Raw genomic sequence first — 25,059 nt, 5'->3', positions numbered from 1 at the left:
AAGTGAGTACCACATATGACTCAATCCATGACAGCAGAGGATCTATATGCGCACGTGCAAAAAATGCCCTCAAAAGAACGTATTAAATTTTTCTCATTAATTGCCGTCAATGCGTTTCAGGAGAATGACTATACGCATGAGCAAGTATTTGGACACCTCCGAAACGCGACTTTCTCAGCAGAAGAGGCAGCAGAATTTTTAGAAATCTCACTTCCCACCTTGCGAAGGTACGTTCAGGCTGGCAGATTAAAGCCTACATCATTCATTGGAAGAAGCCAGTTATTTTCTAGTGCCGATCTGAAACTACTAAAGCAGAAAATCAACAAAGAATAGTCAAAGTTCAATACCCGTCTAAAATAGCAATATGCATATTAATGAGAAGAATCGCACTCCCAAGCTAGTTGACCCTGATGATGGGCCCAGCAAGTCAGAACTAAAGCGCCAAATGACCGAACGCCAGAAGTTGGCTGAAGTTTTGGCAGCTTTGAGCAGTGATGCCTTAAAAACGATTCCCATGGATGAGGCCATTAAGGCTGCGGTTGCAGAGACCAATAAAATTAAAAGCTTTGAAGCGATTCGCCGTCATAAGCAATATCTTGGAAAACTCATGCGCTTCTTAGACGAAGAGGAATTAGACGCGATCCAGAAGCGCTTGGATGCGATTCAGGGTGTAAGTAAAGCTGAAACTGCCAAGCTACATTTTTTAGAAAGCTATCGCGATCGACTGATTGCGAATGATGAAGTCTTCACTAAGATGATTGAACAATATCCCGATATGGATATTCAGAATATGCGCACCTTAATTCGGAATGCGCGTCGCGAAAAAGAACAAAACAAACCACCTAAGGCCTACCGCGAAATTTTTCGCGTTCTTAAAGATATGGGCCTTTAAAGCTTGATCTTACGAGCTGGTACTTCTACCCAGCGATAAAGATAAGTTGCAGTCACCCAGGTAGCTACCACAGCAACCAATATCAAGGCAAGCGCCATGACGCCGTCATGAAAGGCGCTCATTCCCCAAGCTATATATAGCGTATTTGCCAGCAAGACAAACGAGAAATGAATTAAGAAAGCACAGTACGATCTTCTGCTTCCCCTGAGAATGATATTGACCAGCTTGTGTTTTCTGGACTGATGTTGAGGGCGCTTCTGATCTTGTTTCTGATCTTTGTAAGCCGAGTCCCCCCAAAGGATGAGGGCAATCGCGACCATATAGGCCAATATATTTCTGAGCCAAATTTGGTGAAAGCTTGAAACAACAATGACTACACCCACCCCTACAAACATAATTCTGGCAAATCGATTTACTTTAGGGTCGGGATAGTTCTTGCAAAGTTGTGCCAGCACACCCAGTCCATAGGCTCCTATAAAGTAAATGAAGTAGTTTTCATAAGCGCCAGAGCGATTAAAAAATAGTAAGGATGCTACGCAGAGCACCAACAGCATCCATATCAGGGAGCGTAAGCCGGGAAACATCCCCAACATGATTGCCAGAATGGCATAGAGCTGCCAATCAATCGCCACATACCAAACGCCAGCAGAAATCGAATCTAAACCTAAGATGCCTTGCAGAAAAAATAAATGGGCTAAAAATTGTCCTAGGGTTTCTGATTCGCCAACAAACTCATCTCGAACCCAGAAGCGCGCAATCCAAGCACAAACAATCGTGAGAATGAGCGCCACTACATAGGGAGCAAATAATCGCAAGTAACGATTAAAGATTACTTTCAACACATTGCGAGCATTCTTTAGCTCACTGGAGCGGGTCAATGATTGAGCAGCCAAATAGCCACCCATCACCAAAAAGATTTGCACTGCGTAACGACCGTACTCAAACAACCAAGTCATCACTCCTGGAAGCAGCAGCCTTGCATCTTCTGCAATTTGCCCGTAACTCGAGAAATGATGCAGGATGATGATTAAGGCTGCAAAGGTCTTTAAAAAATCAACGAGAAGAAAGTGGTTTTTGGACTGCACTACTTAGATTTGGTCTTACCCATCAAAGAAGCTAGCAAGGGATTAGCGCTTGCTAGTTCTTTTTTGGATTTAGCCTTCTCAGCAACGCCGAGCTTAGGAGACTTGGCAGCGTTTTTCATTCCCTGCGCAGTTTTCAATGCCAGATTCTTATAGAGATCCGTTTTTTTCATGGTCATGATGCAGCTCTCTACACTAGTGAACGAATTTCAATTACTTAGTCAATGAACGAGCTGCCAAGCCCATGAAGAGCAATGACCAACCTTGCAGCAAAAGCTCAATAGCGATCAACATACCAGGCAGCCAAAGGCTAGACTCTGGATAACCATTCATGATCAGTACGCCCATCAAGATCGAGATTGCTGAAGATAGTACCAGCCAGAACCATTCGCGGAAGTGGCGATGCTGAAATGCCGAGATCAAACGCAATGCGCCAGTCACAAAAAAGATGGCAGCGAGCCACAATGTAATTGCCTCAAGCGCTGGAATTGGAAAAGCCCAAGTAAAGATTGCAGCCACAATGTAAAGGGTAGCTAAAACGAGCTGCACTCCAACGCTCTTCCAGCCTTGTGATTTCAAAGCATGAGCGCCTTGCAAGATGCCGCCAGCAAATAAGAAGATCCCTAAAATATTTACTGAGATAAAAGAAAATAATGTCTGACCTGCGATACCAATCATTCCGAGCACGATAAATAAAATTCCGAGTCCAATTAAGGCGCCAGGAACCTTGGCAGCTGCGCCCAATACTTTGGTACGAATTTCATTAATCTGTGCGGTGTTGAGTTCGGCCATATGAATGCTTTCTGTTGGAGTAATTACAAAAGTAGCCTCTACTGTATCAATAAACCCAGTTTGAGCTCGAATATTACTAATTTGCTCGCTAAACCTGAGTCCGGCAGGGCAAAAAATAAATAAGGGTATTCTTTATCCTTTTACACCCCCAGCAATGGGGATTGTTAGCAAAGAAAGTTATCCCTCATGAATAACACCCTTACCGTTATTTTAGGCATCGTTGCCATACTTCTGCCTCTAGTCGTAGGGCGTCTTTTCTGGAAACGCTTTGACCATTACTTTGGCCGAAACGATGAGGCCTATATGGATACCCTCGAGTACTTCCTAAAGAAAATCGGCTCCACTGTCTTGGTTGCCTTTGTCATCCTGTGGATTGGGATAAGTCTTGTATTTAACGGCAGTGCCTCATAAAAATGGGCGTCCAATTGAAAGAAGTCTTAATTAAAGCGCAATTGAACTTTGCGATCTTGGCTTCTATTCTGATCATTGCAGTCTTGGGGAAATTTATCAACCCAGAGTTCACCAATAGTATTTTTGTAACTGCTGACCAGTTGGTATCTGAGCTCTACCTAGTGTTTGCCGCCATTACTTTGGGTGCCTTTATTCCCAATTTCAGACTTGTGGCTTCTGGATCGATTGCCGCCTTTATAGGTGCAGCGATCTTGATTCACCTGGAGATCTTTACTTATCTCACAACTGAATACTTATTTGCCGTTCTGATTGTGGTGCTTGGCTTTGCATCGATTGCTAACCTCTATAGACACTATCGAGAGTTTAAATTTTAACAAATTAGCTTTGCCGATCATTCAAGTATTGATTGTGATTTGTTTTTAAGTCGGCGAGCTTTTGCCATAGCGATGCTCTTGGCAAGTTCATTTGTAGTTTTTTCATTGAATTCTCCAGCTTACCCTCACGAGATAACAAAGCATCTATAGCCCTCTGGAGATCCCTATGAATACTGTCTCCATAAGCAGCATAAGATTTTTCAAGTGCATCATTTAACTCCGACTTACGTGGGTTAAGCATGACAAGATCAATTACGTCTCTACTGAACACAGCATCATCATTCCAGCGATCAGAGTTAGCTAGCAACTTGCTTGCCAATAAATCAACTCTCGATAATGTAAAAATATTACCAATTCGATCTTTGGGGCCGGGGTCATCAAATAAAATACGTCCCTCCAAAACAATCTCAAATTTAATTTTACTTTCGCCTGACTGAATGATTGTGCGGATTCCATATTGGTCAGCCCTAAGCTCGCGGACCAGTATCAAATCGCTACTATCGCTGCTAATTGCATGAATACCATCAGGCCCAGTTAGAAGTTGGCGTAGATTTCGATAGCCATTCACATCAGAAACTAAAAAATCAATATCTACGGACTCACGATACTCATCTTGTAATAGTGCAATTGCAGTACCTCCACCAAAGTAACAGCAATGCTCTTTTAATAAATGATGATTTAACTGAGTCAAAACATGTTCAATGTTTTGATGGTGTTTACGCTTAAACAAACAACTGCTCCATACCTCTATTAATAATCAGTCTTTGCATTAACTCTCTCTCATGATTTTCAAGATGCTCTAAATCTAAAAAACGTTTATTCCGCTCATAAATTGATATTGCCTCAGCATCCGTTAAATACTCCTCCTCATCTAACTGCCAAGCTAATGCTTTTAATTGCGGATAGTCCTTAATTCGAAGGTGCGGAGTATCAGGGCCTGCAATTTGTTTTGCGCACTCCTCAATCCCTTGATTACCCAGGGGAACTAAGCCCAAATGCAAATCCAGTACCTCGCATACCTGCAGATAGGCACCCATATTGACGGTTGACTCACCCCTCTCAATACGGTGCAATGTGACCCTTGAAATACCGGCTGCTCCAGCACATGATTGAGCGCGAATTTTCAAGGCCTTTCTTCTAGCGGTAATCTGCCCTCCCAAGCGCACAAGGACAGGCAGATTCTGTATGGTTTGATTATTGGGAGCTAAAGTCATAATGTTTCTTATTATATACATTTATGTATATTTGTAAACTATGGGAAACAAAATTTAGAAACAATCAATGTTGGTAACTAGATTTCCTTGATTTTTCATGAAATTTCAAGAATAATCTTGAAAAGCGAGGATAATCCCATGGGAAACCTAAATTTAAGCAAATTTTCATCTCAGGCCAGCCCTGATGTATTGAATGGCCTGCACCAGATAGCTGATGCCGAGGGCCGTAAGTTTCATGCAGTCCTGGATGAGGCTTTCCGCGATTACCTCAATAAAAAAGGTTTTTCAATCAATAGCCGCATAGCGATGTCACACTTTGCTCAAAGCCTTCAAGAATTCGAAGATCTCTACAAAGAGCTTGCTAAGTAGTGTTTTATCTTTCAACCAAGGAGGTCATGTTGATGCATGGCGTCTTAATACATCAATTCGGCGGTTCACCAGGTATCAGAGATTTTGCCGCGCTTGAATCAGCCCTTAATCGCCCGCAATCTGGGTATTACAAGGATGCGATTAGTGAAGCAGCTGCGCTGTTCGAAAGTCTTGCAATTAACCACCCTTTTGTTGATGGCAACAAAAGAATTGCGTTTGCCGTCATGGATACTTTTTTACGATTAAACGGCTTTCGCATCCAAGCCACACCTAAGACATTGCATATCAAGATTATCGGCATGTTTGAAAGCGGGGAATTAAAATTCGACTTTATTGATGCGTGGTTGCGCACAATATGTCAGCCTATTTAACCCCCTAAAAATTACCTGACTACCAACATTACCACCATGACCATTTGGCATCATGTCTATGGCGAACCTCAAAAATGGGGTCTGCTAAACCCTTAAGCCAGAGCCTCATTACCCTATTGTTTCTTGTGCGGCGTCTGTGCTCAAATGCCTTTCGATACCAACGTGGCGCCGAACTAGCCATAGTGATCTGCGTATCAGAGTGAAAAATCGCAATTGCTTTACGGCCAGCAGGCGATTTTGGACAAAGGTGAACAGAGCGCACGCCCTTGAAAAAGGTATCCCAATCTTTTAATACCCAACTATATTCATGCTGTTGATTTTTGCGTCTAAATGTTCTCGACATAACAAATTCCTCATACTGTTATTCATTAGTTACATCATGTCGATCTCCTTCAAAAAAATTAAAGAATAAAAAAACGCAGTCATATTTAGTGACTGCGTTTATTTTAAAGAGCAGAAAAACCATACTCAAATAATGGTACCTAGATGCATTACTTCTCTAGCGCTCCATAAATGACTGCATTAAGTTGCTCACGATGCACCTTGCGAATTTCTCCTGGTGCAACACCCATCATCACTACAACCATCTGCTCTTTGGGGTCAACCCAGAAAATGGTTCCGTAAGCGCCGTTCCAGGTGAAGTCGCCAACGTTACCGTTAATGGCTGATAGGCCTCTATCCGTACGAACCGCTACACCCAAACCGAATCCATAACCCATACGTCCTGGCTCAGTAGCGCTCACATTGTTCTTAATATCTTTATTGAGATGGTTTGAAGTCATGAACGCAACCGTCTGCGGACCAAGCACGCGCTTGCCTTCTAAGCTGCCGCCATTAAGTAGCATTTGTCCAAAACGAATGTAATCGCCAGCTGTTGAGTATGCGCATGAACCACCGCAATCAAATTTCACTTTCTGTGTATGAATATCCACCTTCTGTGGCTTCCCGGTCAATGGATCCAGTGGAAGCGGCTGCGCCAAGCGCGGACGGTCTTTCTCGGCAAGATCAAAGGTAGTATTTGGCATACCAACTTTATTCCAAATGCGCTCTTGCATGATCGCACCCAATGATTTGCTGGCAATTTTTTCTTCAATAATGCCCAGCACATCTATACCAAAACCATAATCCCAAGCAGTACCAGGCTCGTATAACAACGGATTGCTTGCTAACTTATCAATAAATTCTGCTGCTGTGTATTGCACGGCTGCTGGTGCAGAGCCAGCCGGGTAGGTCTTATGCACTGGTGTAGCGCCACGGCCGCCATACGTTAAACCATTGGTATGGCGCATGAGATCTTGGACAGTAATCGGATTTTTAGCTGGGATTAAATTCAGTCTTCCATCGCTATCAACTTGACCTACTTTCATATCCTTAAATTGGGGCAACCAATTGGAGATCGGTGCATTTAAGGGAAGCTTACCCTCTTCATAAAAAGTTAAGGCGCTAACTGAGGACATCACTTTGGTCATCGATGCCAAATTAAAAATGGCATCCGTAGTCATCGGCTTATTGTTTGCTTTGTCTAAATACCCATAAGGTTTAAAAATGGTCAGCTTGCCATTTTTAGAGACCGCTAGAACCGCACCGGCCATATTATTGGCGGCAATTTGATCGGCAAAGAACGCATCGATTCTTTTGAGGCCTTCTTGGCTAAATCCTTGCCCTGGGGTGGCGCTTGGGGGCAATGGTGCTTTTGATGTATCGGCCGCAAATAGACTTGCACTCACTAATAAACCAGCAATAAGGCTGGTTGCCTGCATTTTTCTCATACTGTCTCCACTATTTATTGTTTTTTATGGCAATTCATGGGAATTTATCACCCTCTTTAGATATTGCATTGCGACTCATAACTTACAATAAAAATCCCAATAAAATCAATTAGTTAAATATATTCATTGCATCATCACCTGCAAGCTTACTGTGGCTTTAGAACCTCAGTCATGGTCATTTATAAATAAGAAGTGTTATACTTCAAACAAATAAAGTTTTATATAAAACAAATACAGCCCAATATGCACATTCACGCTGAAACACCCCAAATCATTGATCGTGGAGCGTTGGCCAAAATGGTCATGCAGCTAATGGATCACTGGGATCTTCCTACCGAAGATCAACTTGCATTACTGGGCTTAGCTTCTAGCAACCGCTCTGCCCTTGGACGCTATCGTCAAGGCGAACCTATCAGCCAAAACGTTGATCAATATGCGCGTGTTAGCCACCTATTGGGAATTCATAAAAACCTTCGCCTTCTCTTTCCTCGCAATAAAGAGCATTTATATAGCTGGATGAAAACTAGGAATAAGGCTTTTGAAAATAGAACCCCTGTAGAGGTGGTTAAAGAACTTGGGTTTATGGGTCTGCTGATGGTGCGGTCTTACCTAGATAGAGCAAGAGGCATCTAATGGATAGCCTATTTGATGGTTTAACTCTGGTTGACACCCATCAAGACTTAGCTCGAAACATCATTTCCCTTATTGAGAGTGAAAATCTTTTCGATGATTTGAGTGATTCCCCAAAAGACTGGGAGATCGCTCATATGGTTGAGCTTGACCACAAGCCATCTCCATTTGAATCCCCTGTGCCCGCAATACATCGCCCATTCGAGGATGCTGTATGGGACAACGCTATTACGTATCCATTTAATCATTGGATGCGTAGCCGTTTTTCAGATGGCTCTTTTGGGGTTTGGTACGGCGCAGATTCACTTGAAACCAGTATTTATGAATCAGCGCATCATTGGTATGCGGGACTCCTAAGTGATGCCGGATTTAATCGACCAGGAGCATATGTTGAGCGCAAGGTCTACTGGGTTAGGTGTGATGCCGCTTTAATTAATCTCAAAGATAAAGTGCTGTCTAACCCCCAATTAATGGATCCAAATGACTATAGCTACACCCAAACCGTTGGGGCTAGATTGCATCATGAGGGGCATCCAGGACTTTTGACAAGGTCTACTAGAAATCTAAGTGGGGACACTTTTGCAATCTTAAAACCCCAGGTCCTTTCTGCGCCCCGCCATGCTGCCTACTATTCCTACGAGGTAACCAAAGACGGTATCGCGGTTCTACTTGATGGCCGAATAATGTCCTTAAAAATTAATCTGGATATAAAAAACTGAATAGACCAGGGCAAAAAATCTTTATAAGCTTAATCGCTCTTGAAAGAGGTCTCTATGCGTGTATGTGAGTCCCCACACGCCATTTATTGAAGCAGAGTTTTCACAAAGTAAGTAATTTTGGAACTTTTTATATGATTTTTGATATATAGAATCAATTTTTAATTATTTGTAGAAATATCTATCAAATATGACAATAGCAGTCTTATGTATAAATACGATGCCATTGACCAAACCCTGGTAGATCAACGGGTTGCCCAATTCCGCGACCAGGTTGCGAGGCGCTTAGACGGCACCCTTGCAGAAGAAGAATTCCGCCCACTACGCCTGCAGAATGGTTTGTATCACCAACGACACGCTTACATGCTGCGCGTTGCCATTCCTTACGGTTTATTCAGTGCAAAGCAATTGCGCACTTTGGCACTCATCTCCGAAAAGTATGACCGGGGTTATGGTCATTTCACTACGCGTCAAAACATTCAATACAACTGGGTCACACTAGAAGATACTCCCGATATTTTGGCTGAGCTTGCCAAAGTAGAAATGCATGCCATCCAAACTTCGGGTAACTGTATTCGCAATATTACGAGTGATGCATTTGCTGGTGTAGCTGCCGATGAGTATGTAGACACTCGTCCGATTTGCGAACTCTTGCGTCAGTGGTCAACCCTGCACCCAGAATTTGCACACCTGCCACGTAAGTTTAAGTTTGCAGTCAATGGTGCAAAGGAAGATCGCACCGTATTGCTTTGCCATGATGTTGGCATCGAACTTAAGAAAAGCCCTAATATTAATAATGGTGAATTGACTGCTGATATTTATGCCGGCGGCGGCATGGGTCGTACGCCAATATTAGGCTCACTCATTAAGCAAGGACTCCCTTGGAATGTACTGCCTAGCTACCTCACAGCCTTACTCCGTGTCTACAACCGCTTTGGCAGAAGAGATAACCTCTATAAGGCTCGCATTAAGATCTTAGTAAAAGCCTTAGGCCCAGAAGAATTCGCTCGTCAAGTTGAAGGTGAATGGGCTCACATTAAAAATAGTGACGACAACTTTACGCAAGCAGAGTGGGATCGTGTTGCTCAGCATTTCACAAAGCCGGCGTACAAAACATTGCCTGCATTAAGCAATGAAGAAATTATTCATACTGCCGCCCAAACCGAGCAAGCAGCGTTTGCTCGTTGGTTAGAGCGCAATGTTAAACCGCACCAAGTGCCTGGTTATGCGAACGTGATTCTGTCGCTCAAGCCACACGGTACAGTTGCGCCCGGTGATGCCACCACTGCGCAAATGATTGCCATTGCCGATCTTTCTGATCAATATAGTTTTGGTGAATTGCGCGTTACCCATGAGCAAAACTTAGTACTTGCTGATGTTGAGCAAGCTAAGTTATTTGAGCTCTGGCAAGAGGCTAAGAAGCAGAAGGTTGCCTTACCCAACGTTGGTTTACTGACTGACATCATTGCCTGTCCTGGCGGTGATTTCTGCTCATTGGCAAATGCCAAATCCCTCCCGATTGCCAAAGCGATACAAGAGCGTTTTGATGATTTGGATTACTTATTTGACCTAGGTGACATTAGCCTGAACATCTCTGGCTGCATTAACTCCTGCGGTCATCACCACGTTGGCAATATCGGCGTACTTGGTGTCGATAAAGACGGTGAAGAGTGGTATCAAATCACTTTAGGGGGCGAGCAAGGCAATAGCGCTTCTATTGGCAAAGTGATTGGCCCCTCCTTCTATGCCGATGAAATCCCAGATGTCATCACCAATGTGATCAATACCTATGTAGGTGAGCGCAATGGCGATGAGCCATTTATTGAAACCTATCGTCGCATTGGAGTAGCCCCATTTAAAGAAGCAGCTTACAAAGATAAAAACGAAAACGCCAAGAAAAAAGAGAAGGCAATTGAAGGGGGTGTTGCATGAGTCAACTCAATATCACCTCTCATCAAGAGATTTTGCATTTCCCTAAAGGCGGCAAACCTACCCTAGCTCCAAATGAATGGCAAGTGTGGGGCGGCAGCCAAGACGAAGGCGGCCTACCTGATCTGGTGCATGGCGCTCATAAAGTATTGGTCCCGTTTACTTGGTGGCTAGAGCATCATCATGAAGCAGACGTGATTACCAAAACCCAGAATGGTCAGATTGGCGTGTGGTTTGCTACTGATGATGACATTCTGAAACATGCCGATGTGATTGAAGCAGGCAAACAAGTCTGGCCTCTAGTGGCAGCATACTTCCCCGTCTTTAGAGATGGTCGCAGCTTTAGTACTGCCGCCTTATTGCGTAATCGTTTTGCCTGGCAAGGTGAGATCCGCGCCATTGGTGATGTATTGATTGATCAACTTCTACAAGGTGCTCGCGTTGGCTTTGATAGCTTTGCTTTGCGCCCTGATCAAAACTTAGATGTAGCTTTAAAACAGTTCGATTTGTACACAGTCACTACCCAAAATAGCTGGCGGGATAAACGCACCACTTTAAGCGCGTAAGCAACAGAAAAAATGACTAAAGCTTTTGCCAATAACAACAATCCGCTTGGAAAAGTGTATTTAGTAGGTGCCGGACCGGGTGCCGTGGATCTGATTACCGTTCGTGGTGCCAAACTATTAGAGCAAGCGGACATTGTTTTCTACGACGCTTTGGTGGATCCAGAGATGCTGACACTATGCCCGCAGGCTGAGAAGATCGAAGTCGGTAAACGTTGCGGCAAGCTGTCTTCAGCACAACAGTTTATTAATAAGCGCTTAGTAGATGCTGCACAGAAACATCAAGTGATTGTGCGCCTCAAAGGTGGCGACCCGATGCTCTTTGGTCGTGCCGATGAAGAAATCCAGACTCTTAAAGCTGCTGGGATTGAAGTTCAGGTTGTGCCTGGAATTACTGCTGCGCTTGCTGGAGCAGCCAGTATTCAACAGTCGCTGACATTACGTGGAGTATCCCGTAGCGTGGCATTTATCACCTTAGCTCAGGGCGCCGAGAATGTCGCCCCAGGACAGCCCATTTCCAATCCTACTGCTGACACTCTGGTGTATTACATGGGTCGCAAAGATGCGGCGCGTATTGCGCAGCAATTGATTGAACAAAGCCCCAATCAGAATGTCAGTACACCTGTACAAATATTGGAGGCCGTGAGCACTCCACGTGAGCGCCTATGGATAAGCACTTTGGAAGAGTTGGCTGCAGGCAAAGCAGATCAATGGTTTGATAGCAGCTCGCCTGCCCTGATCATGATTGGTGAGGCACTTGCAGCGCGCAAGATGAGTAATAAACAGGTGCCAAACGATTCAACCTTAACTGTTGTGGCCCCAACTATTCCAAAGAGCAAAGCAGCTTAATACAAGCTCTTTACGCCGCGAGTGCCAATAAGGTAATGGCAGTAGGTGCCGATTCTGGATGCTGCTGGAATTTTTGCTCCACCTCCCAAATATCAACTGCCTCTTGCATGTGTAGCCAACTCTGAGGTGTTCCACCAATCACTCGCGCGATACGCACGGCCATTTCTGCGCTGATACCTCTTTTCTCATGCAGGATCTCTGAAACAGTAAGGCGACTCACCCCTAGGTGACTTGCCAAAACCGCTTGGGTAACGCCAAGAGCCGGCAATACATCTTCACGGAGAATTTCTCCGGGATGCGTAGGCCTACGATTTGTATTTCTTAAACTCTTCATTAATTTCTTCATTAGTGATAATCCTCCAAATCTACATATACTGCATTTTCACCATCAAATTTAAATGTCAGCCGCCAGTTACCAGAAACAAGTACAGCAAAAGTCTTTTTTCTTTTACCCTGCAGCTGATGAAAGCGATAACCCGGCAAATCCATATCCTCAGGAATAACTGCTGCCTCCAGTCTATCCAGTATGCGAATGAGGCGAGCGGCATGCTGCGCTGGGATTGCCTTATAACTTCCTTTTGAAAAAAAGAGTTCTAAACCTCGATGACTAAAAGATTGGATCATTAACACCTCTAACACTCAATCTCTTATTGTAATGTATTTAATTACAATGTAATGTATATCATTACATTTAGCAAGGTCTTAATTAAGGCCTAATTGCCTCAAACAAACTAAATGCTTCTTGCGCAAAATTCAAAACACGCCGGTACAAATCTTGGAAGCAGTGGGCATAGCACGCGAGCGTTTATGGACGAGCACCTTACAACAGTTTGCTGCAAGCAAAGCAGATCAATGGTTTGATAGCGCATCGCCTGCCCTCATCATAATTGGTTAGGCTTTGAGAACCTCTCGCACATTGGCCTCAGATACTACTGAGGAAAAAATGGATGAATGCTTGCAGAAAGCAAGTTAGAAGGGTTAACCTAAAGTTGCAATCATTTCAATCTTGGGTGCAACTGTTTGAACCATCTTTTCGATACCATGTCCTGGGTTACTAATCTTTTGTGACACCAAAAGGCCAATCTTTTCTAACAGTCCAATATCTTTATTAATAGCAGAGCGATCACGGTGTAATTTATGACTTAATTGCGTAATAGTTTTGGGCTCATTCATCACCTCCAGCATTAGACGTCTACGCGCCTCAGATAGCACCATAAACATCTCTTGCGGGTCTTCAAACGAAAAGGTGGCCGATTTCTTGAGCGCCTCTCCACGATCACTTTTTTGGGCGGCCTTTTTAGCGCGATCAAAGAAGCCCTCAACGGTATCGGTACGAATTATCATCTTTATCATTTTTTACCCTTTTTTACTTCCTTGATAATTTCTTGCCACTCTTTTTCAAAACGTTCTAATGTTTTTTCATAACTTACAAAAGTTACTGGGGTCACCTTACCCATGTAATGCTTGTGGTGATAGTCATGAGCATTGTCAAATCCAAGCACTCTGCCATTATCTTTTTGGCAAATCAACCGATTGATATATGCCAGGTTATAGCGAGTCACTACTGTTTTACCCTCACTAATATAACCCCACACTTCAAAGCTCAAAACACCGCCACCGCTACCTGCCTTTAACTTAAATGCTTCTCGTTCAATTAAGGATTCAAGCTGAGGCCTAACTTTTTTTGTCATACTTCATTGTAATACAGGTATGTAATTATAATACATACCTGTATTACAAGTATGGCTAATAATTACAACCCTATATTTCGCCCCCCAAAATCGACAATCGCCTGCAAGACAGCCAAATCCTCGCCAACAGCAGGCGTAGCGCCTAATTGAATGCCGGGGAATTTACCTCGGCATTCTTCCAGCAATACTGGAAAATCATTTCGCAGGTGACCGCCCTGCCCAAAGAAAACAGGCACTACAGTAATTTGAGTGGCACCACCGGCAGCCAAAGAAGTCACCGCCCCCTCTAATGATGGCTGCATCATTTCCAAGAAAGCCAACTCTACAGGTGTGCTGGGATGCTGCTCTTGCCATAAAGCAGCCAAACGATCAAAAGGCTCGCGCCAGCGGTTATCACGGGCACCGTGCCCAAATAAGATAATGGCTTTCATGGATGGCTATACACTCTCATTAATATGCTTTCACCGCTAGCTTAACCTTATTTTGAAGATCAGATCAGACAGCCTATGACTAACTTACTCAGCCAAACTTGGTTCATTGCCCTCATGAGCATAACGCTGATTGGAGCAGTTCTCTCAGCTGTTCACCATGCTGAAGTGATTGCCCATAAAACTGGTGAGCCATTTGGCACACTGATACTGTCGATTAGCGTCACCATTATTGAGGTATCCCTCATTATCTCCATGATGCTCGCTGGTCATGATGGATCTGAATTCATTGCTCGTGATGCAGTGTTTGCCACAGTCATGATTGTGATCAATGGTGTGATTGGCCTCTGTATTTTTATGGGTGGCTTAACGCATCATGAGATGACTTTCCGTAACGAAGGCACGAACTCAGCATTAGCGGTATTAACTGCTCTTGCGACCTTTATTTTGGTCATGCCAATTGTTACTGTGAGTACGCCTGGGCCAGATTTCACCAAGAGCCAATTAGCATTTGCTGGCATCGCTTCATTTGCTCTTTATATTGCATTTCTCTTCTTCCAGACTGTCAGTCATCGCGACTACTACCTTCCTAAGGCAGAAGATAAAAAAACGGATAGTAATTTTCATGCTCTCAAACCAAGCAATTTGAAGACTGCGGTTAGTGGAGCACTACTAATACTCTCTCTGATTACCGTAGTAGGCCTTGCGGAGCTACTGAGTCCAGCCATTGAGCGCGGTGTTGCTGCTGCTGGTGCGCCTAAAACGATTGTGGGTATCGCTATTGCACTACTGGTATTAATGCCAGAGGGCTTTGCGGCTGTTAGAGCAGCCAAGGCCAATCGATTGCAAAGTAGTTTGAACTTGGCCCTAGGCTCGGCCTTAGCGAGTATTGGCTTAACCATCCCCACAGTTGCCGCCATTGCGATCTTCTTTAATCTTCCGTTAAGCCTAGGAATTAGCGATCTCAATATGACACTGATGTATTTGTCATTCTTTATTGGGGCACTAACACTAGCGATTGGTAGAACTACCCTCTTACAAGGTGTAGTTCACATCATCATCTTCTTGGAATATTTGTTCTTAAGCTTAGTACCGTAATTAGAAAGCAGCTAGAGCAAAGGTAGCAATTTGCCACAAAACTTGTTTGGTCATCCACTCATCAGAATTGTTTATCTATTCTTAATGAGATACGCCTGGCAAAGATCATTTAATCATTCTCAAGAAACTGAGGAGTTGCCACAAGAGCATTACAAGTGCAAGAATAGCTAAAACCAAGGGGCTTAACTCTATTCGGAATAGGCGCACTCTTTTATTAACGTACTCAATTGATAGCATTGATGTTTTCCTTGGAATTTGCTCAGCTAATAAGCGTAAACCAAACTCAATGTCTCATTACCAGCCAATTACGTATTGTTTTGAAAGAAATAGATGATTCGCTAGTGACCAATATAAAAAATCAATGATCACAAAGCGCAATCTAAACGCCATTCGCATTACTAACACCCTGTTTTTAATATTTATTAGCAATATTACAATTGCGGTTGCGCAAATCCATCAAAGCCATACCAAAAAATTCGATCTTAAATGGGGTGCTCATTGCTTAGGACCCCCATTCCAATCTACTGTATCGCCATTAGGTTTGTAGCCGGGAACTAATTTTTTCAGCATCCCTCTAATCAAATCACTATCAGATGCATCTAAGGCAACATTAAGTTTTTCAAGTTCTTGTTGTAAATCGCCCCAAGATAAAAACTCCTCATGGGCCTTCATAATTTTTGGATGAGTCGTTGGCTGCGGATTATCACCAATCAAGAGTTCTTCATAAAGCTTTTCCCCTGGACGTAATCCTGTAACTTCAATCTCTATATCACCATGAGGATGAGCTTCATCTTTGACCAATAGACCCGATAAATACACCATCTTGACTGCCAAATCATAAATACGCACAGGCTCGCCCATGTCCAATACAAAGACATCACCTCCAACAGCCATTGCACTAGCCTGAATCACCAACTGCGCCGCTTCAGGAATCGTCATGAAATAACGCGTCACTTCAGAATGTGTGAGGGTAATAGGTCCACCTGCCGCAATTTGAGCACTGAAAAGTGGCGCCACAGAGCCAGAGGAGCCTAATACATTACCAAATCGCACCATCGAAAAATTCGTTGAATGTTCGCCGTTAGCAGCGATCTCAGCCATAGCCTGCAATATTAGCTCGGCAATTCGCTTGCTGGCACCCATGACATTCGTTGGCCTAACAGCCTTATCAGTACTCACCAAAATAAATTGGGATATGCCGCACTCTAAGCTCACCTGGGCGCAAGTGAAGGTTCCAAAAACATTATTTCGAATTCCTTCAGCCGGGTTTTGCTCCACCAATGGAACATGTTTATATGCTGCGGCATGAAAGACCGTAGCCGGCTGATGAGCTCTAAAGATCTTCAATAGCAGATCGCCATCGCGCACTGAAGCCAAGCAAGGCACCAACTTAATTGGAAAAACTGAATGGGATAATGAAAGTTGATCGCCACCAACTGCAGCCAAACGATCATCCTCGAGCTCAATAAGAGCCTTCTTTAATTCCTCATAGATAAGATAGAGGGAGTGCTCACTGTTATCAATTAGAACTAAAGATTTTGGAGAGAATTTAATGATCTGCCGACATAGCTCGCTACCAATTGAGCCTCCAGCCCCAGTTACCAAAACAACCTGATCGCGAATATTTTTTTCTAATAGCCTCACTTCAGGCGGCACTACCGCCCTACCGAGCAAGTCATTCATATCCAAATCATGTAAGTCCGATATCCTGACTCGACCAGAGGCAATATCAATCAACCCCGGCAAGGTGCGAACACGCACCCCACGTCCATTTAATGAGGCAATAATCTCGCTTCTTCGCGCCTGACTTGCAGAAGGAATGGCTAGAAGCACATCGGTAATATCAAGTCGGTCGATAAGCTCTTGCATACCGTCGTTGGGATACACAGAAACCCCATTAATAGTACTTCCTTGCAAATGGGGATCGTCGTCAATAAAAGCTTTAACCAAGATCTCTTTATTGCTGGCCAATCCTGCTGCCAGCTGACGGCCGGCTGACCCAGCCCCGTAGATGAGTGCAACAGGTTGAGCCCTGTGCAATGACTTTTGAATACTATTCATGCCGCCTAACCAATGGCGTACAAAATATCGACTAGCTCCAATTGCGATAAATAACAATATGGGCTGAATAATGCCAATGGACCTTGGTACGCCATCGACGCCAATCAGCGTAAATGCACAGAAAAATAAACTGGTGTAGATGATAAAAACACGCGCCATGGATGCAAGAGCTGCCGAGCCAACATACCTAAAAATGGCTCGGTATAAGCCAAAAACAATAAAGAGGGGAAATGAAAATCCAATGGCAAATATGAATGTCCACCATTGACTACCTTGAAAATGACCCCATTGATCCAATCGAAGACCAAAAGCTAGCCAAACAGTAAATGCACAAAGCAAGGTATCGAAAAACATCGCAACAGCCCGCTTAACAAAACGGGGCAGACTTAATAGGGACTTTTTGGATGCAGTAATTGGCACTGATTAATTATAAATTACATACCAAAATAAGTGAAATGGCGTGTTAATGGCGCCATATTGCGCATGCCAGCGAAATATAATCAAAACAATCATTCCTAGCGGAAAGCAATCTAACTGACCCAGTAGCACTACAAAAGATGGTGAATAACCCCGTAAGTCTAATGAGAAACTCCAGTTCGCCGAACAACCTTTAAAAAGGTTAAGCCCAGTATCCTCATATCAAACCAGAAAGACTGCTTATTGAGATACTCCACCTCATATTGCACTTTAATTGGGATTGATAATTCATCGCGGCCATTTACTTGAGCCCAACCAGTTAATCCTGGCACTAACTTATCCACCCCATACTCTGTTCGCAAAGCGATTAAATCATCTTGATTAAAGAGTGCTGGGCGTGGGCCCACAAAACTCATATCACCAACCAAAATACTCCATAGTTGCGGCAATTCATCTAGACTTGATTTTCTTAAAAATGAACCTACCGACGTTAAATATTGGCCTGAGTCAGAAAGTAAATGAGTTGCTATAGCAGGAGTGCCAACTTGCATGGTGCGAAATTTAGGCATCCTAAAAATAACATTGGCCATACCGACACGATCAGACCAATATAGTATAGGTCCTGAAGACGTTAACCTAACCATGATTGCTACAATCAAAATGGGAAGAGCCAATAAAACTGAGGCACATAAGGCACAAGAGAAATCAAATATACGCTTCATAGACGGGAACTAGAAATCACTAGAATTCCCCTGGTCTCATAGCCAACAATTTCTTTAGCTTTTGAGCCAAGAGTCTAGGTTCAAAATTTTCCTCATAGTAAGTTCGTGCTTTTTGACCCATTCCTGCAAGCTCATCTTTACCCATAGCGCTCAACTCAAGTATGGCGTTAGCCAAACCTCGCACATCTTCCGAAGGCGCCACCACTCCAGCACCAGCCTCAAGAATAATACGGCCACCCTCACCATCTAATGACGCAATAATAGGTCTTCCCGCAGCAAGATAAGCCTGAATCTTACTGGGAATTGTTTGGCTCATTATTTGACCCCTGCTCAAACTAACTAGTAAAGCTGATGCCTGAGCCATGATGGCCGGCATAAATGACAGTGGAAGGCGACCCTGAAAGTCTATGTTAGTTAGACCTCGACGAACTACCTCAGACATAAGCCATTCAACACGGCTACCACCCCCAACCATGATTAATTTAATACTTTTATCTTGGCGAAGAATTTCTGCCGCACCAAGAATTGTGTCTAGCGATTGAACGGCACCCATATTCCCTGCAAAGACAACATTAAATCCGGACTTAACTGAAAAAGGGGGCGGGCAATCATTCTCAGTCATTGAAAATGCAAAATCTCCGGGATTCGGGTGATACCTTACTGGTGTGGGTCCTGCCATTTTTTTGACTGGGTCAATAAAAGCTAGTGACTGGACTAAGATTAAATCACTTTTGCGATATATCCAACAGACTAAGCGTGACACCATCTTGAGAATCATTTTATTGCTAACGAACCCAGTGACGCTTAGGCTTTCGGGCCAGAGATCTTGTACCCAAGTAATTAGCGGCGCCCTCTTGAGGTGCGCCAGCCAAATGCCTGGTATAGCCTGAAGGATTGGGGATAGGCCAAAAACAAATATCCTATCAATCTCTTGACCTCGCAATAAAAATGGGCCAATGAATGTTGCAAAAATAATAAAAGATAAATAATTTAGAGCCAAACGCATCGCGCCAGCCTTACCCCTTGGAATCAGTGGCACACGAAATATAGTGAGCCCTTCAAATTTCTCACTACCTATGGACCACCACGAATACCCCCTAAAGGAGACGCCTTCGGGATAGTTTGGCTGACCCGTTAAAACCATCACATCACACCCTTCATCACGAAGAGCCAAAGCAATCTCATTAATCCGAAAGGATTCCGGCCAAAAATACTGGGAAACTATCAAAACTCGCATCACTATTTCACAGCTTGATTATTTGAGTCTTTATGCCACACTTTCCGATTTATAAAATCTGTATAACTTTGGATAATTCGAAGCACCTTATTTGATACATTCTCAGCCGAATAATCTGCAACCAAGCGAATATCACGATTGTCTCCGCGAGATTGACCATCAAGTATGGCCAATCCTTGAATAACACGCTCAACACTGAGCCCAACCATCATTACTGCCGCCTCTTCAAAACCCTCTGGACGCTCATGAACCTCTCGTAAATTCAGAGCTGGGAAGTTTAAAATTGAAGATTCTTCGGTGATGGTTCCACTATCAGACAAAACGCAGCGCGCTTCCGTTTGCAACTTTATATAATCAAGAAATCCAAAGGGCTTCATGAATTGAATCAGTGGATGAGTATTTAATTTAAAGACATCTAAACGTTTCCGGGTTCGTGGGTGGGTAGAGACAATTACCGGCTCTTTATATTTTGATGCTAAAGCATTTAAGATGCCAATAAGTTTTTCAAGATTTTCAAAAGAGTCTACATTTTCTTCTCGATGCATACTGACTACAAAATAGTTATGTCTTTGAAGTGCTAAACGAGAAAGCACATCAGACGAGTCAATACCCATCTTGTAATAGTCAATCACCTCCCTCATTGGGCTGCCCGTCTTGATCACCTGATCGGGGGGTAACCCCTCTCGTAACAGGTATTCCCGCGCAATTTCACTATAAGTCAGATTTATATCCGATGTGTGATCAACGATACGGCGATTAATTTCCTCTGGAACTCGAAAGTCAAAACAGCGATTACCCGCTTCCATATGGAAAATGGGGATCTTGCGTCGCTTTGCTGCAATTGCAGCTAGACAGCTATTGGTATCCCCAAGCAATAACAACGCTTCCGGCTGATATTTCTGCATCGCTTTATCAGCCGCCATAATTACCAGTCCAATTGTTTCGGCAGCCGTTGCCCCGGCCGCCTCCAGAAAAATATCCGGCTTACGTATTCCGAGGTCAGTAAAAAATACTTCATTTAGCTCATAATCATAATTTTGGCCAGTATGGACAATTGTATGTTCGCAATACTCATCAAGTAGTGCCATCACGCGCGATAAGCGGATAACCTCTGGTCGCGTGCCAACAATCGTCATAACCTTTAATTTAAGCATCGATAGCCTTACGGATAATATCTAACTTCATGAGCACTCTCTTCACACCCTCAACATCAAGCCGTTCTGTATTGTGAGAGGTGTAATCGCTTAGGGATGAAACATCAATCTCGCCCTCAACAAAATATTTTGCGTAGTTTAAATCTCTAGAGTCAGCAGGGACTCGATAATACCCACCAAGATCTTCCGCTCTCGCCATTTCCTCACGCGATAAAAGAGACTCATATAGCTTTTCGCCGTGACGAGTCCCGATAACCCTAATTTCATTTTCTTGGCGAAATAATTGCTTCATTGCGAGCGCTAGATCACCTATGGTTGATGCGGGCGCCTTCTGTACAAAAATATCCCCTGGAAGAGCATGCTCAAATGCGTATAAAACCAAATCAACTGACTCTTCTAGCGTCATCAGAAATCGAGTCATAGTTGGATCCGTTAGCGTAAGGGCATTGCCAGACTGAATCTGATCTAGAAATAGTGGAATTACAGATCCTCGCGATGCCATAACATTGCCATAACGAGTGGCAGATAAGACTGTTTTTCCTGGATTACAAAGACGTGACTGTGCCACCATTAACTTTTCCATCATGGCCTTTGATATTCCCATCGCATTAATTGGATATACGGCCTTGTCAGTGCTCAAAACAACGCAACGCTTCACTTCATTGGCAATAGCTGCTCGCATAACATTCTCAGCCCCAAGCACATTAGTTCGAATCGCTTCCATCGGATAAAACTCGCAAGATGGAACTTGTTTTAGTGCGGCAGCATGAAATACATAATCAACGCCCTTTAGAGCGTCATGAATACTGTCATAGTCGCGCACATCACCAATGTAGAACTTGAGCTTTTCACTTTTAAGAGAAATGCGCATGTCCTCTTGTTTTTTTTCATCGCGACTAAAAATCCGAATTTCAGCAATTTCGGAATTAATGAAGCGTTCAAGTACCGCATTACCAAATGAACCGGTGCCGCCCGTAATCAAAAGAATTTTATTTTTAAACATTTGTTACCCATCATCAAGAGAATTCGTGCATCGCTGTAATTAAATCCTCCCATGGCTTTGGATGAAAGCCTGTGACCCCCCTAAATCTTGTGGAGTCTAATGAGCGATCTATAACCAAACTTTCATCAGGAATAATATCTATTTTTTTTGAATATACATTGGCAATTAACTTCAGAAGGTTAAATTTATTTATCGAATCAGCAGAGACGTGATAGGTTCCATGCATATCTGGGTGAGGAATAACAAAATCACGAATTATTCGAGCTATTTCTACTGTAGGTAAGCCAGAAAAAAAAGCGTTACTAAACCCCTTGACCTCTCCCTGCTGAGAAAGGAACCAATCCACCAGACTGCGGACCCCATTAAGCTCGTGTCCGATAATTGAGGTACGCAAAGTTATGGCATTTGGATAATCAACCTCACCTAAATATTTACTGCGCCCATATAAATCATGGGCATCTGGAGCATCAGCTTCGACATACATACCTTTCTCTCCCGAGAAAACACAATCGGTACTCATGTGAACCAAACGTGCGCCAGTTAGCGCGCACATACGAGCTAAACGATGGGGTAAAAGTGAATTGATTGGGATGGCTGATAGTGGGTCATTTGCCTCCGAGAGCTGCTTAACCAAGCCAATGCAGTTTATTACTACGCTAGGCCTCACCGCAGAAAACAATTTCACAAGACAATCCATATTTTCAATATCAATATCTGAAATCAAAAAATTCTGGAATCTTTTCGGCAAAAGGTTAAATGACTGGCGGGAGCGGACCGTACCAATCACCGTAAAACCATCGCTATCTGCAAAGAAACGTAGAACTGCATTTCCCAGCATCCCTGATGCACCGAGTACCAAAATACTCGTTACCGGTACTTTATTAGTCATAAAAGATACCCCACATAGAGTAATGTAAACACCTTAGCCTCGCAATGCACTTTTATTATTTTTGACCTTTTTCATTGAGGTAATAGACTCAAAAATATCTAGATACCGATTAACCAATGAATTCCATTTATAGCGGGATGACACCAAATTCTTGAATTCCACTCCGAGCCGCTCAAGTCTAACTGGGTCGGCCAAAAGATATATGAGCCCCCTTGCCAAGCCGTCAACCGACGCCGGAACTTCTACCGCCACGTCGATCTCTCGAACCTCCCCAAACCCACACTGGTCAGTCAGCAAAACTGGAGTTCCACACACGGCCGCCTCAAGCGCGACAATTGACATCGCCTCTTGGCGAGAGGGCACTACAAGTAATTTTGCCATGTGATATGCGGCCGTTTTTTCACGCCCTGCAATGTAACCACAAAAATGCACTCTGTGACTCACAGACATATCGCCAGCCATTTTCAACAATACATCTTTCATCCCCTCATCGGGCCCAGCAAAAACTAAATGCCAAGCCCCATATGAATGATCCAATGAGCTAAATGCCTCCAAAAGAAGATCGGGGCCTTTGATTGGATTTAAACGCCCCATAAATAAAATAATCGGGGCATTAGGCAAGTTGTATTTCTGAAGAATATCTGATACATCAGACTCCTGGATTGAATCTTCATTTACACCATTTGGAATAACATGAATTAGATTTGATTTAATGCCGTAAGATTCAAAATATGGGAACTCAGCTTCTGTTACGGCAATCCATCCACTGGCATTTCTAATAATTGCGTTTCCAATAAAAAAGTTATACAGCCACTTAATCACAATTGAGCGGCCAAATAAAGGTAGTGCACCAGCGGGGCAGACAATATATGGCCTTCCTATCAAGCGCGCAACAATGTAGACATATGCATTAATGATGCTCCAATGCCCCATCAAATGAATGATATTTGCCCGATTACAGAGTTTGTAGATTAATCTAAAATTGAAATATGGAATTGCAAAACGTCTAGAAAACAATTTCAATGTGTATAACTTGGCTGGAAAAATCCCTTCACTCGCCTTTTCAGCAAAACCAAAATTAATAGTCAAAACGCTGCAGCACACCCCCAATCTAGCAAGATGGCGACTCATTTGAAAAGTACGCTCTGCAGTTCCGCCACCTTCCTTGAGGTCAATTGCGAAATTAACATTTAATACATGCATTTGCCCCTCCAATACTTGAAATTCCCACTAATTCGGGACAATAATTACTAACTTAGCAAATTTATTCATTAATTTTTTTCTCTAAATGCTAGATAAATACTGTGCGCCGGGATTTATATTCCATATAATTACAAATAGGCTATGAGCAACCACCCAAAAACATTGTCGAATAATACTTAATTGATGATGCAGCCTACTAAAATTTTATTTACATTTTTTATTATTGTATTTGCAATATCATGAAAAAAAAATCTCTCACGATCTATATTAAATCATTGCAAGTATTAGAGCGGAGATAGCTAATGCGATTACCTTTGCATTACTTTTTTTGAAAAAAAAGTAAAAGTTTTTATAGCCAAATACTTCAATACCAACAATCGATAAAATTAGAATATATTTCTTTTCATCTAAATTAAAGTTTATATATTGATTGCCAATTCTGTCTAAATACTCTATTAAAACATTTTTATTAACCTTTATATATTCCTTGCGCAGCTTTTTGCACGCTAGCCTGTTTTCCTTGCCAAGCCGAACAGAAGCTGAGCTATCTAAAACCCTATACTTAAATAGGAATTCATTAGCATTTCCCATTTTGGCTTTTCTATAAAAGAATTTAATCCACAAACTGTAGTCTTCTGCGATCCCTGCAGAATCGTATTTCAGATCATTTTTATGGATAAATTCCCTTCTCATTAATACTGATCCATGGGCAAAGGGGACGCCATAAGCCAGTCTAATTGCAATATTTTCAGGAGAAAGTGGCATTATTTTTGCATCTAACAACTTACCACTTTCATTAATTTGCAACACATGACTCCCGCATATATCAAGGGAATTTTGCTCTAAACACCTTATTTGCTCATTAAATCTATTTTTTGTACTCACATCATCAGCATCCATGCGAGCTATGTAGATACCCTTTGCCAGTGTTAGCCCATAATTTAAAGTATCCGATAAATTTAATTCTGAACAGTCAATAATCCTAGCTCTAAGATCAGATTTAATTTTTTTCTCAATAATTTCGAGACTTTTATCATTTGATTTTTTATGCAAAAGTAGCAATTCGAAATCTTGAAATTCCTGATTTAAGATACTTTGTATTGCCTCGTCAACATACGCTTCACAGTTGTATGTCGGCATAAGAACGCTCACGATTGGCGTCTTCTGTTCAACTACCATTTGCATTTTTAATTAC

At 42.8% G+C, this 25,059-nt stretch carries 33 protein-coding genes; 13 read left to right on the top strand and 20 right to left on the bottom strand.

Annotation, left to right across the window (positions count from 1 at the left end):
• Positions 1–15: 15 nt before the first annotated feature.
• Entirely contained in the window at positions 16–333 is a 318-nt protein-coding gene (locus C2755_RS01940; RefSeq protein ID WP_215321540.1) for a helix-turn-helix domain-containing protein, read from the top strand.
• A gap of 31 nt (positions 334–364) precedes the next feature.
• Positions 365–892, top strand: a complete 528-nt coding sequence (yjgA, locus tag C2755_RS01935; RefSeq protein WP_215321539.1) for a ribosome biogenesis factor YjgA — start codon at positions 365–367, stop codon at positions 890–892.
• On the opposite strand, the gene C2755_RS01930 is transcribed toward yjgA, so the two are convergent.
• Genes C2755_RS01930 through C2755_RS01920 form a run of 3 tightly spaced genes read right to left on the bottom strand, consistent with a single transcriptional unit; the run spans position 889 to position 2,766 of the window.
• Positions 889–1,977, bottom strand: a complete 1,089-nt coding sequence (locus C2755_RS01930) for an acyltransferase (protein ID WP_215321538.1) — start codon at positions 1,975–1,977, stop codon at positions 889–891. The genes yjgA and C2755_RS01930 overlap by 4 nt on opposite strands.
• On the bottom strand, positions 1,977–2,153 hold the full coding sequence (locus tag C2755_RS01925; protein ID WP_215321537.1) for a hypothetical protein: 177 nt from the start codon (positions 2,151–2,153) through the stop codon (positions 1,977–1,979). The genes C2755_RS01930 and C2755_RS01925 overlap by 1 nt, the downstream gene beginning before the upstream one ends.
• Before the next feature lie 34 nt (positions 2,154–2,187).
• Complete coding sequence (locus C2755_RS01920) at positions 2,188–2,766, bottom strand: HdeD family acid-resistance protein (protein ID WP_215321536.1); 579 nt, start codon at positions 2,764–2,766, stop codon at positions 2,188–2,190.
• A gap of 186 nt (positions 2,767–2,952) precedes the next feature.
• Between C2755_RS01920 and C2755_RS01915 the strand changes: the two genes are divergently transcribed.
• Together C2755_RS01915 and C2755_RS01910 are read left to right on the top strand one after the other, a co-directional pair.
• Positions 2,953–3,177, top strand: coding sequence for a hypothetical protein (locus C2755_RS01915; protein WP_215321535.1), 225 nt, complete (start codon positions 2,953–2,955; stop codon positions 3,175–3,177).
• A 14-nt stretch (positions 3,178–3,191) separates the two neighbouring features.
• A complete protein-coding gene (locus C2755_RS01910; protein WP_251368509.1) occupies positions 3,192–3,551 on the top strand; it encodes a hypothetical protein in 360 nt (119 codons plus the stop codon).
• 4 nt (positions 3,552–3,555) lie between these two features.
• On the opposite strand, the gene C2755_RS01905 is transcribed toward C2755_RS01910, so the two are convergent.
• Together C2755_RS01905 and C2755_RS01900 are read right to left on the bottom strand one after the other, a co-directional pair.
• Positions 3,556–4,281, bottom strand: coding sequence for a nucleotidyl transferase AbiEii/AbiGii toxin family protein (locus C2755_RS01905; protein ID WP_215321533.1), 726 nt, complete (start codon positions 4,279–4,281; stop codon positions 3,556–3,558).
• Positions 4,274–4,765: a helix-turn-helix domain-containing protein gene (locus tag C2755_RS01900; protein WP_215321532.1), complete on the bottom strand. Its 492-nt coding sequence runs from the start codon at positions 4,763–4,765 to the stop codon at positions 4,274–4,276. The genes C2755_RS01905 and C2755_RS01900 overlap by 8 nt, the downstream gene beginning before the upstream one ends.
• A 138-nt stretch (positions 4,766–4,903) precedes the next feature.
• Here C2755_RS01900 and C2755_RS01895 point away from each other — a divergent pair, with 138 nt between their 5' ends.
• Together C2755_RS01895 and C2755_RS01890 are read left to right on the top strand one after the other, a co-directional pair.
• Positions 4,904–5,134 (top strand): hypothetical protein, encoded by a 231-nt coding sequence (locus tag C2755_RS01895; RefSeq protein ID WP_215321531.1) that lies wholly within the window; start codon positions 4,904–4,906, stop codon positions 5,132–5,134.
• On the top strand, positions 5,134–5,505 hold the full coding sequence (locus C2755_RS01890; protein WP_256441239.1) for a type II toxin-antitoxin system death-on-curing family toxin: 372 nt from the start codon (positions 5,134–5,136) through the stop codon (positions 5,503–5,505). The genes C2755_RS01895 and C2755_RS01890 overlap by 1 nt, the downstream gene beginning before the upstream one ends.
• Before the next feature lie 28 nt (positions 5,506–5,533).
• On the opposite strand, the gene C2755_RS01885 is transcribed toward C2755_RS01890, so the two are convergent.
• A complete protein-coding gene (locus tag C2755_RS01885; RefSeq protein WP_215321529.1) occupies positions 5,534–5,848 on the bottom strand; it encodes a hypothetical protein in 315 nt (104 codons plus the stop codon).
• 148 nt (positions 5,849–5,996) lie between these two features.
• Positions 5,997–7,274: a serine hydrolase gene (locus C2755_RS01880; protein WP_215321528.1), complete on the bottom strand. Its 1,278-nt coding sequence runs from the start codon at positions 7,272–7,274 to the stop codon at positions 5,997–5,999.
• Positions 7,275–7,517: 243 nt separating this feature from the next.
• On the opposite strand from C2755_RS01880, the gene C2755_RS01875 reads away from it, so the two are divergent.
• The 5 genes from C2755_RS01875 to cobA all read left to right on the top strand — a co-directional run bounded on the left by C2755_RS01875 (position 7,518) and on the right by cobA (position 11,961).
• A complete protein-coding gene (locus C2755_RS01875; RefSeq protein WP_215321527.1) occupies positions 7,518–7,907 on the top strand; it encodes an MbcA/ParS/Xre antitoxin family protein in 390 nt (129 codons plus the stop codon).
• Positions 7,907–8,623: an RES family NAD+ phosphorylase gene (locus C2755_RS01870; RefSeq protein ID WP_215321526.1), complete on the top strand. Its 717-nt coding sequence runs from the start codon at positions 7,907–7,909 to the stop codon at positions 8,621–8,623. Before C2755_RS01875 ends, C2755_RS01870 begins: the two co-directional genes overlap by 1 nt.
• A gap of 204 nt (positions 8,624–8,827) precedes the next feature.
• Positions 8,828–10,552 carry a nitrite/sulfite reductase gene (locus C2755_RS01865; RefSeq protein WP_215321525.1) on the top strand — a complete coding sequence of 575 codons (1,725 nt, stop codon included), beginning with the start codon at positions 8,828–8,830 and terminating at the stop codon, positions 10,550–10,552.
• Complete coding sequence (locus tag C2755_RS01860; protein WP_215321524.1) at positions 10,549–11,115, top strand: DUF934 domain-containing protein; 567 nt, start codon at positions 10,549–10,551, stop codon at positions 11,113–11,115. The genes C2755_RS01865 and C2755_RS01860 overlap by 4 nt, the downstream gene beginning before the upstream one ends.
• Positions 11,116–11,127: 12 nt before the next feature.
• A complete protein-coding gene (gene cobA, locus C2755_RS01855; protein ID WP_215321523.1) occupies positions 11,128–11,961 on the top strand; it encodes a uroporphyrinogen-III C-methyltransferase in 834 nt (277 codons plus the stop codon).
• 10 nt (positions 11,962–11,971) lie between these two features.
• Here the strand turns inward: cobA and C2755_RS01850 are convergent, their stop codons facing one another.
• On the bottom strand, positions 11,972–12,307 hold the full coding sequence (locus C2755_RS01850) for a HigA family addiction module antitoxin (protein ID WP_251368508.1): 336 nt from the start codon (positions 12,305–12,307) through the stop codon (positions 11,972–11,974).
• Positions 12,307–12,585: a type II toxin-antitoxin system RelE/ParE family toxin gene (locus tag C2755_RS01845; protein WP_215321522.1), complete on the bottom strand. Its 279-nt coding sequence runs from the start codon at positions 12,583–12,585 to the stop codon at positions 12,307–12,309. The genes C2755_RS01850 and C2755_RS01845 overlap by 1 nt, the downstream gene beginning before the upstream one ends.
• Before the next feature lie 118 nt (positions 12,586–12,703).
• Between C2755_RS01845 and C2755_RS01840 the strand changes: the two genes are divergently transcribed.
• Positions 12,704–12,856, top strand: coding sequence for a hypothetical protein (locus C2755_RS01840; protein ID WP_215321521.1), 153 nt, complete (start codon positions 12,704–12,706; stop codon positions 12,854–12,856).
• An 83-nt stretch (positions 12,857–12,939) separates the two neighbouring features.
• Here the strand turns inward: C2755_RS01840 and C2755_RS01835 are convergent, their stop codons facing one another.
• The 3 genes from C2755_RS01835 to C2755_RS01825 form a co-directional block, all read right to left on the bottom strand.
• Complete coding sequence (locus C2755_RS01835; protein WP_215321520.1) at positions 12,940–13,314, bottom strand: hypothetical protein; 375 nt, start codon at positions 13,312–13,314, stop codon at positions 12,940–12,942.
• Positions 13,311–13,652, bottom strand: coding sequence for a DUF6516 family protein (locus C2755_RS01830; protein ID WP_215321519.1), 342 nt, complete (start codon positions 13,650–13,652; stop codon positions 13,311–13,313). Before C2755_RS01830 ends, C2755_RS01835 begins: the two co-directional genes overlap by 4 nt.
• 62 nt (positions 13,653–13,714) lie before the next feature.
• On the bottom strand, positions 13,715–14,083 hold the full coding sequence (locus tag C2755_RS01825) for a sirohydrochlorin chelatase (RefSeq protein ID WP_215321518.1): 369 nt from the start codon (positions 14,081–14,083) through the stop codon (positions 13,715–13,717).
• A 75-nt stretch (positions 14,084–14,158) separates the two neighbouring features.
• Here C2755_RS01825 and C2755_RS01820 point away from each other — a divergent pair, with 75 nt between their 5' ends.
• Positions 14,159–15,178 (top strand): calcium:proton antiporter, encoded by a 1,020-nt coding sequence (locus C2755_RS01820; protein ID WP_215321517.1) that lies wholly within the window; start codon positions 14,159–14,161, stop codon positions 15,176–15,178.
• Positions 15,179–15,673: 495 nt separating this feature from the next.
• Here C2755_RS01820 and C2755_RS01815 read toward each other — a convergent pair whose 3' ends face one another.
• The 8 genes from C2755_RS01815 to C2755_RS01780 form a co-directional block, all read right to left on the bottom strand.
• Positions 15,674–17,659 carry a nucleoside-diphosphate sugar epimerase/dehydratase gene (locus C2755_RS01815; protein ID WP_251368507.1) on the bottom strand — a complete coding sequence of 662 codons (1,986 nt, stop codon included), beginning with the start codon at positions 17,657–17,659 and terminating at the stop codon, positions 15,674–15,676.
• A gap of 158 nt (positions 17,660–17,817) precedes the next feature.
• On the bottom strand, positions 17,818–18,378 hold the full coding sequence (locus tag C2755_RS01810; protein WP_215321516.1) for a sugar transferase: 561 nt from the start codon (positions 18,376–18,378) through the stop codon (positions 17,818–17,820).
• Between the two features lie 19 nt (positions 18,379–18,397).
• Positions 18,398–19,615: a glycosyltransferase family 4 protein gene (locus C2755_RS01805; RefSeq protein ID WP_215321515.1), complete on the bottom strand. Its 1,218-nt coding sequence runs from the start codon at positions 19,613–19,615 to the stop codon at positions 18,398–18,400.
• A gap of 2 nt (positions 19,616–19,617) precedes the next feature.
• The gene (wecB, locus tag C2755_RS01800) at positions 19,618–20,769 is read right to left on the bottom strand and encodes a non-hydrolyzing UDP-N-acetylglucosamine 2-epimerase (RefSeq protein WP_215321514.1); all 1,152 of its coding nucleotides are present in this window, start codon (positions 20,767–20,769) and stop codon (positions 19,618–19,620) included.
• The gene (locus tag C2755_RS01795) at positions 20,762–21,772 is read right to left on the bottom strand and encodes a polysaccharide biosynthesis protein (RefSeq protein ID WP_215321513.1); all 1,011 of its coding nucleotides are present in this window, start codon (positions 21,770–21,772) and stop codon (positions 20,762–20,764) included. Before C2755_RS01795 ends, wecB begins: the two co-directional genes overlap by 8 nt.
• A 13-nt stretch (positions 21,773–21,785) precedes the next feature.
• The gene (locus tag C2755_RS01790) at positions 21,786–22,661 is read right to left on the bottom strand and encodes an SDR family oxidoreductase (RefSeq protein ID WP_215321512.1); all 876 of its coding nucleotides are present in this window, start codon (positions 22,659–22,661) and stop codon (positions 21,786–21,788) included.
• 33 nt (positions 22,662–22,694) lie between these two features.
• Complete coding sequence (locus C2755_RS01785; protein ID WP_215321511.1) at positions 22,695–23,864, bottom strand: glycosyltransferase family 4 protein; 1,170 nt, start codon at positions 23,862–23,864, stop codon at positions 22,695–22,697.
• Between the two features lie 267 nt (positions 23,865–24,131).
• Positions 24,132–25,049: a glycosyltransferase gene (locus tag C2755_RS01780; RefSeq protein WP_215321510.1), complete on the bottom strand. Its 918-nt coding sequence runs from the start codon at positions 25,047–25,049 to the stop codon at positions 24,132–24,134.
• Positions 25,050–25,059: the final 10 nt, after the last annotated feature.

The organism is Polynucleobacter sp. MWH-S4W17, assembly GCF_018687535.1.
GTDB lineage: Bacteria > Pseudomonadota > Gammaproteobacteria > Burkholderiales > Burkholderiaceae > Polynucleobacter.
The sequence above is the reverse complement of the archived record's forward strand: the minus strand, read 5'-3'. Positions and strand labels throughout refer to the sequence as shown.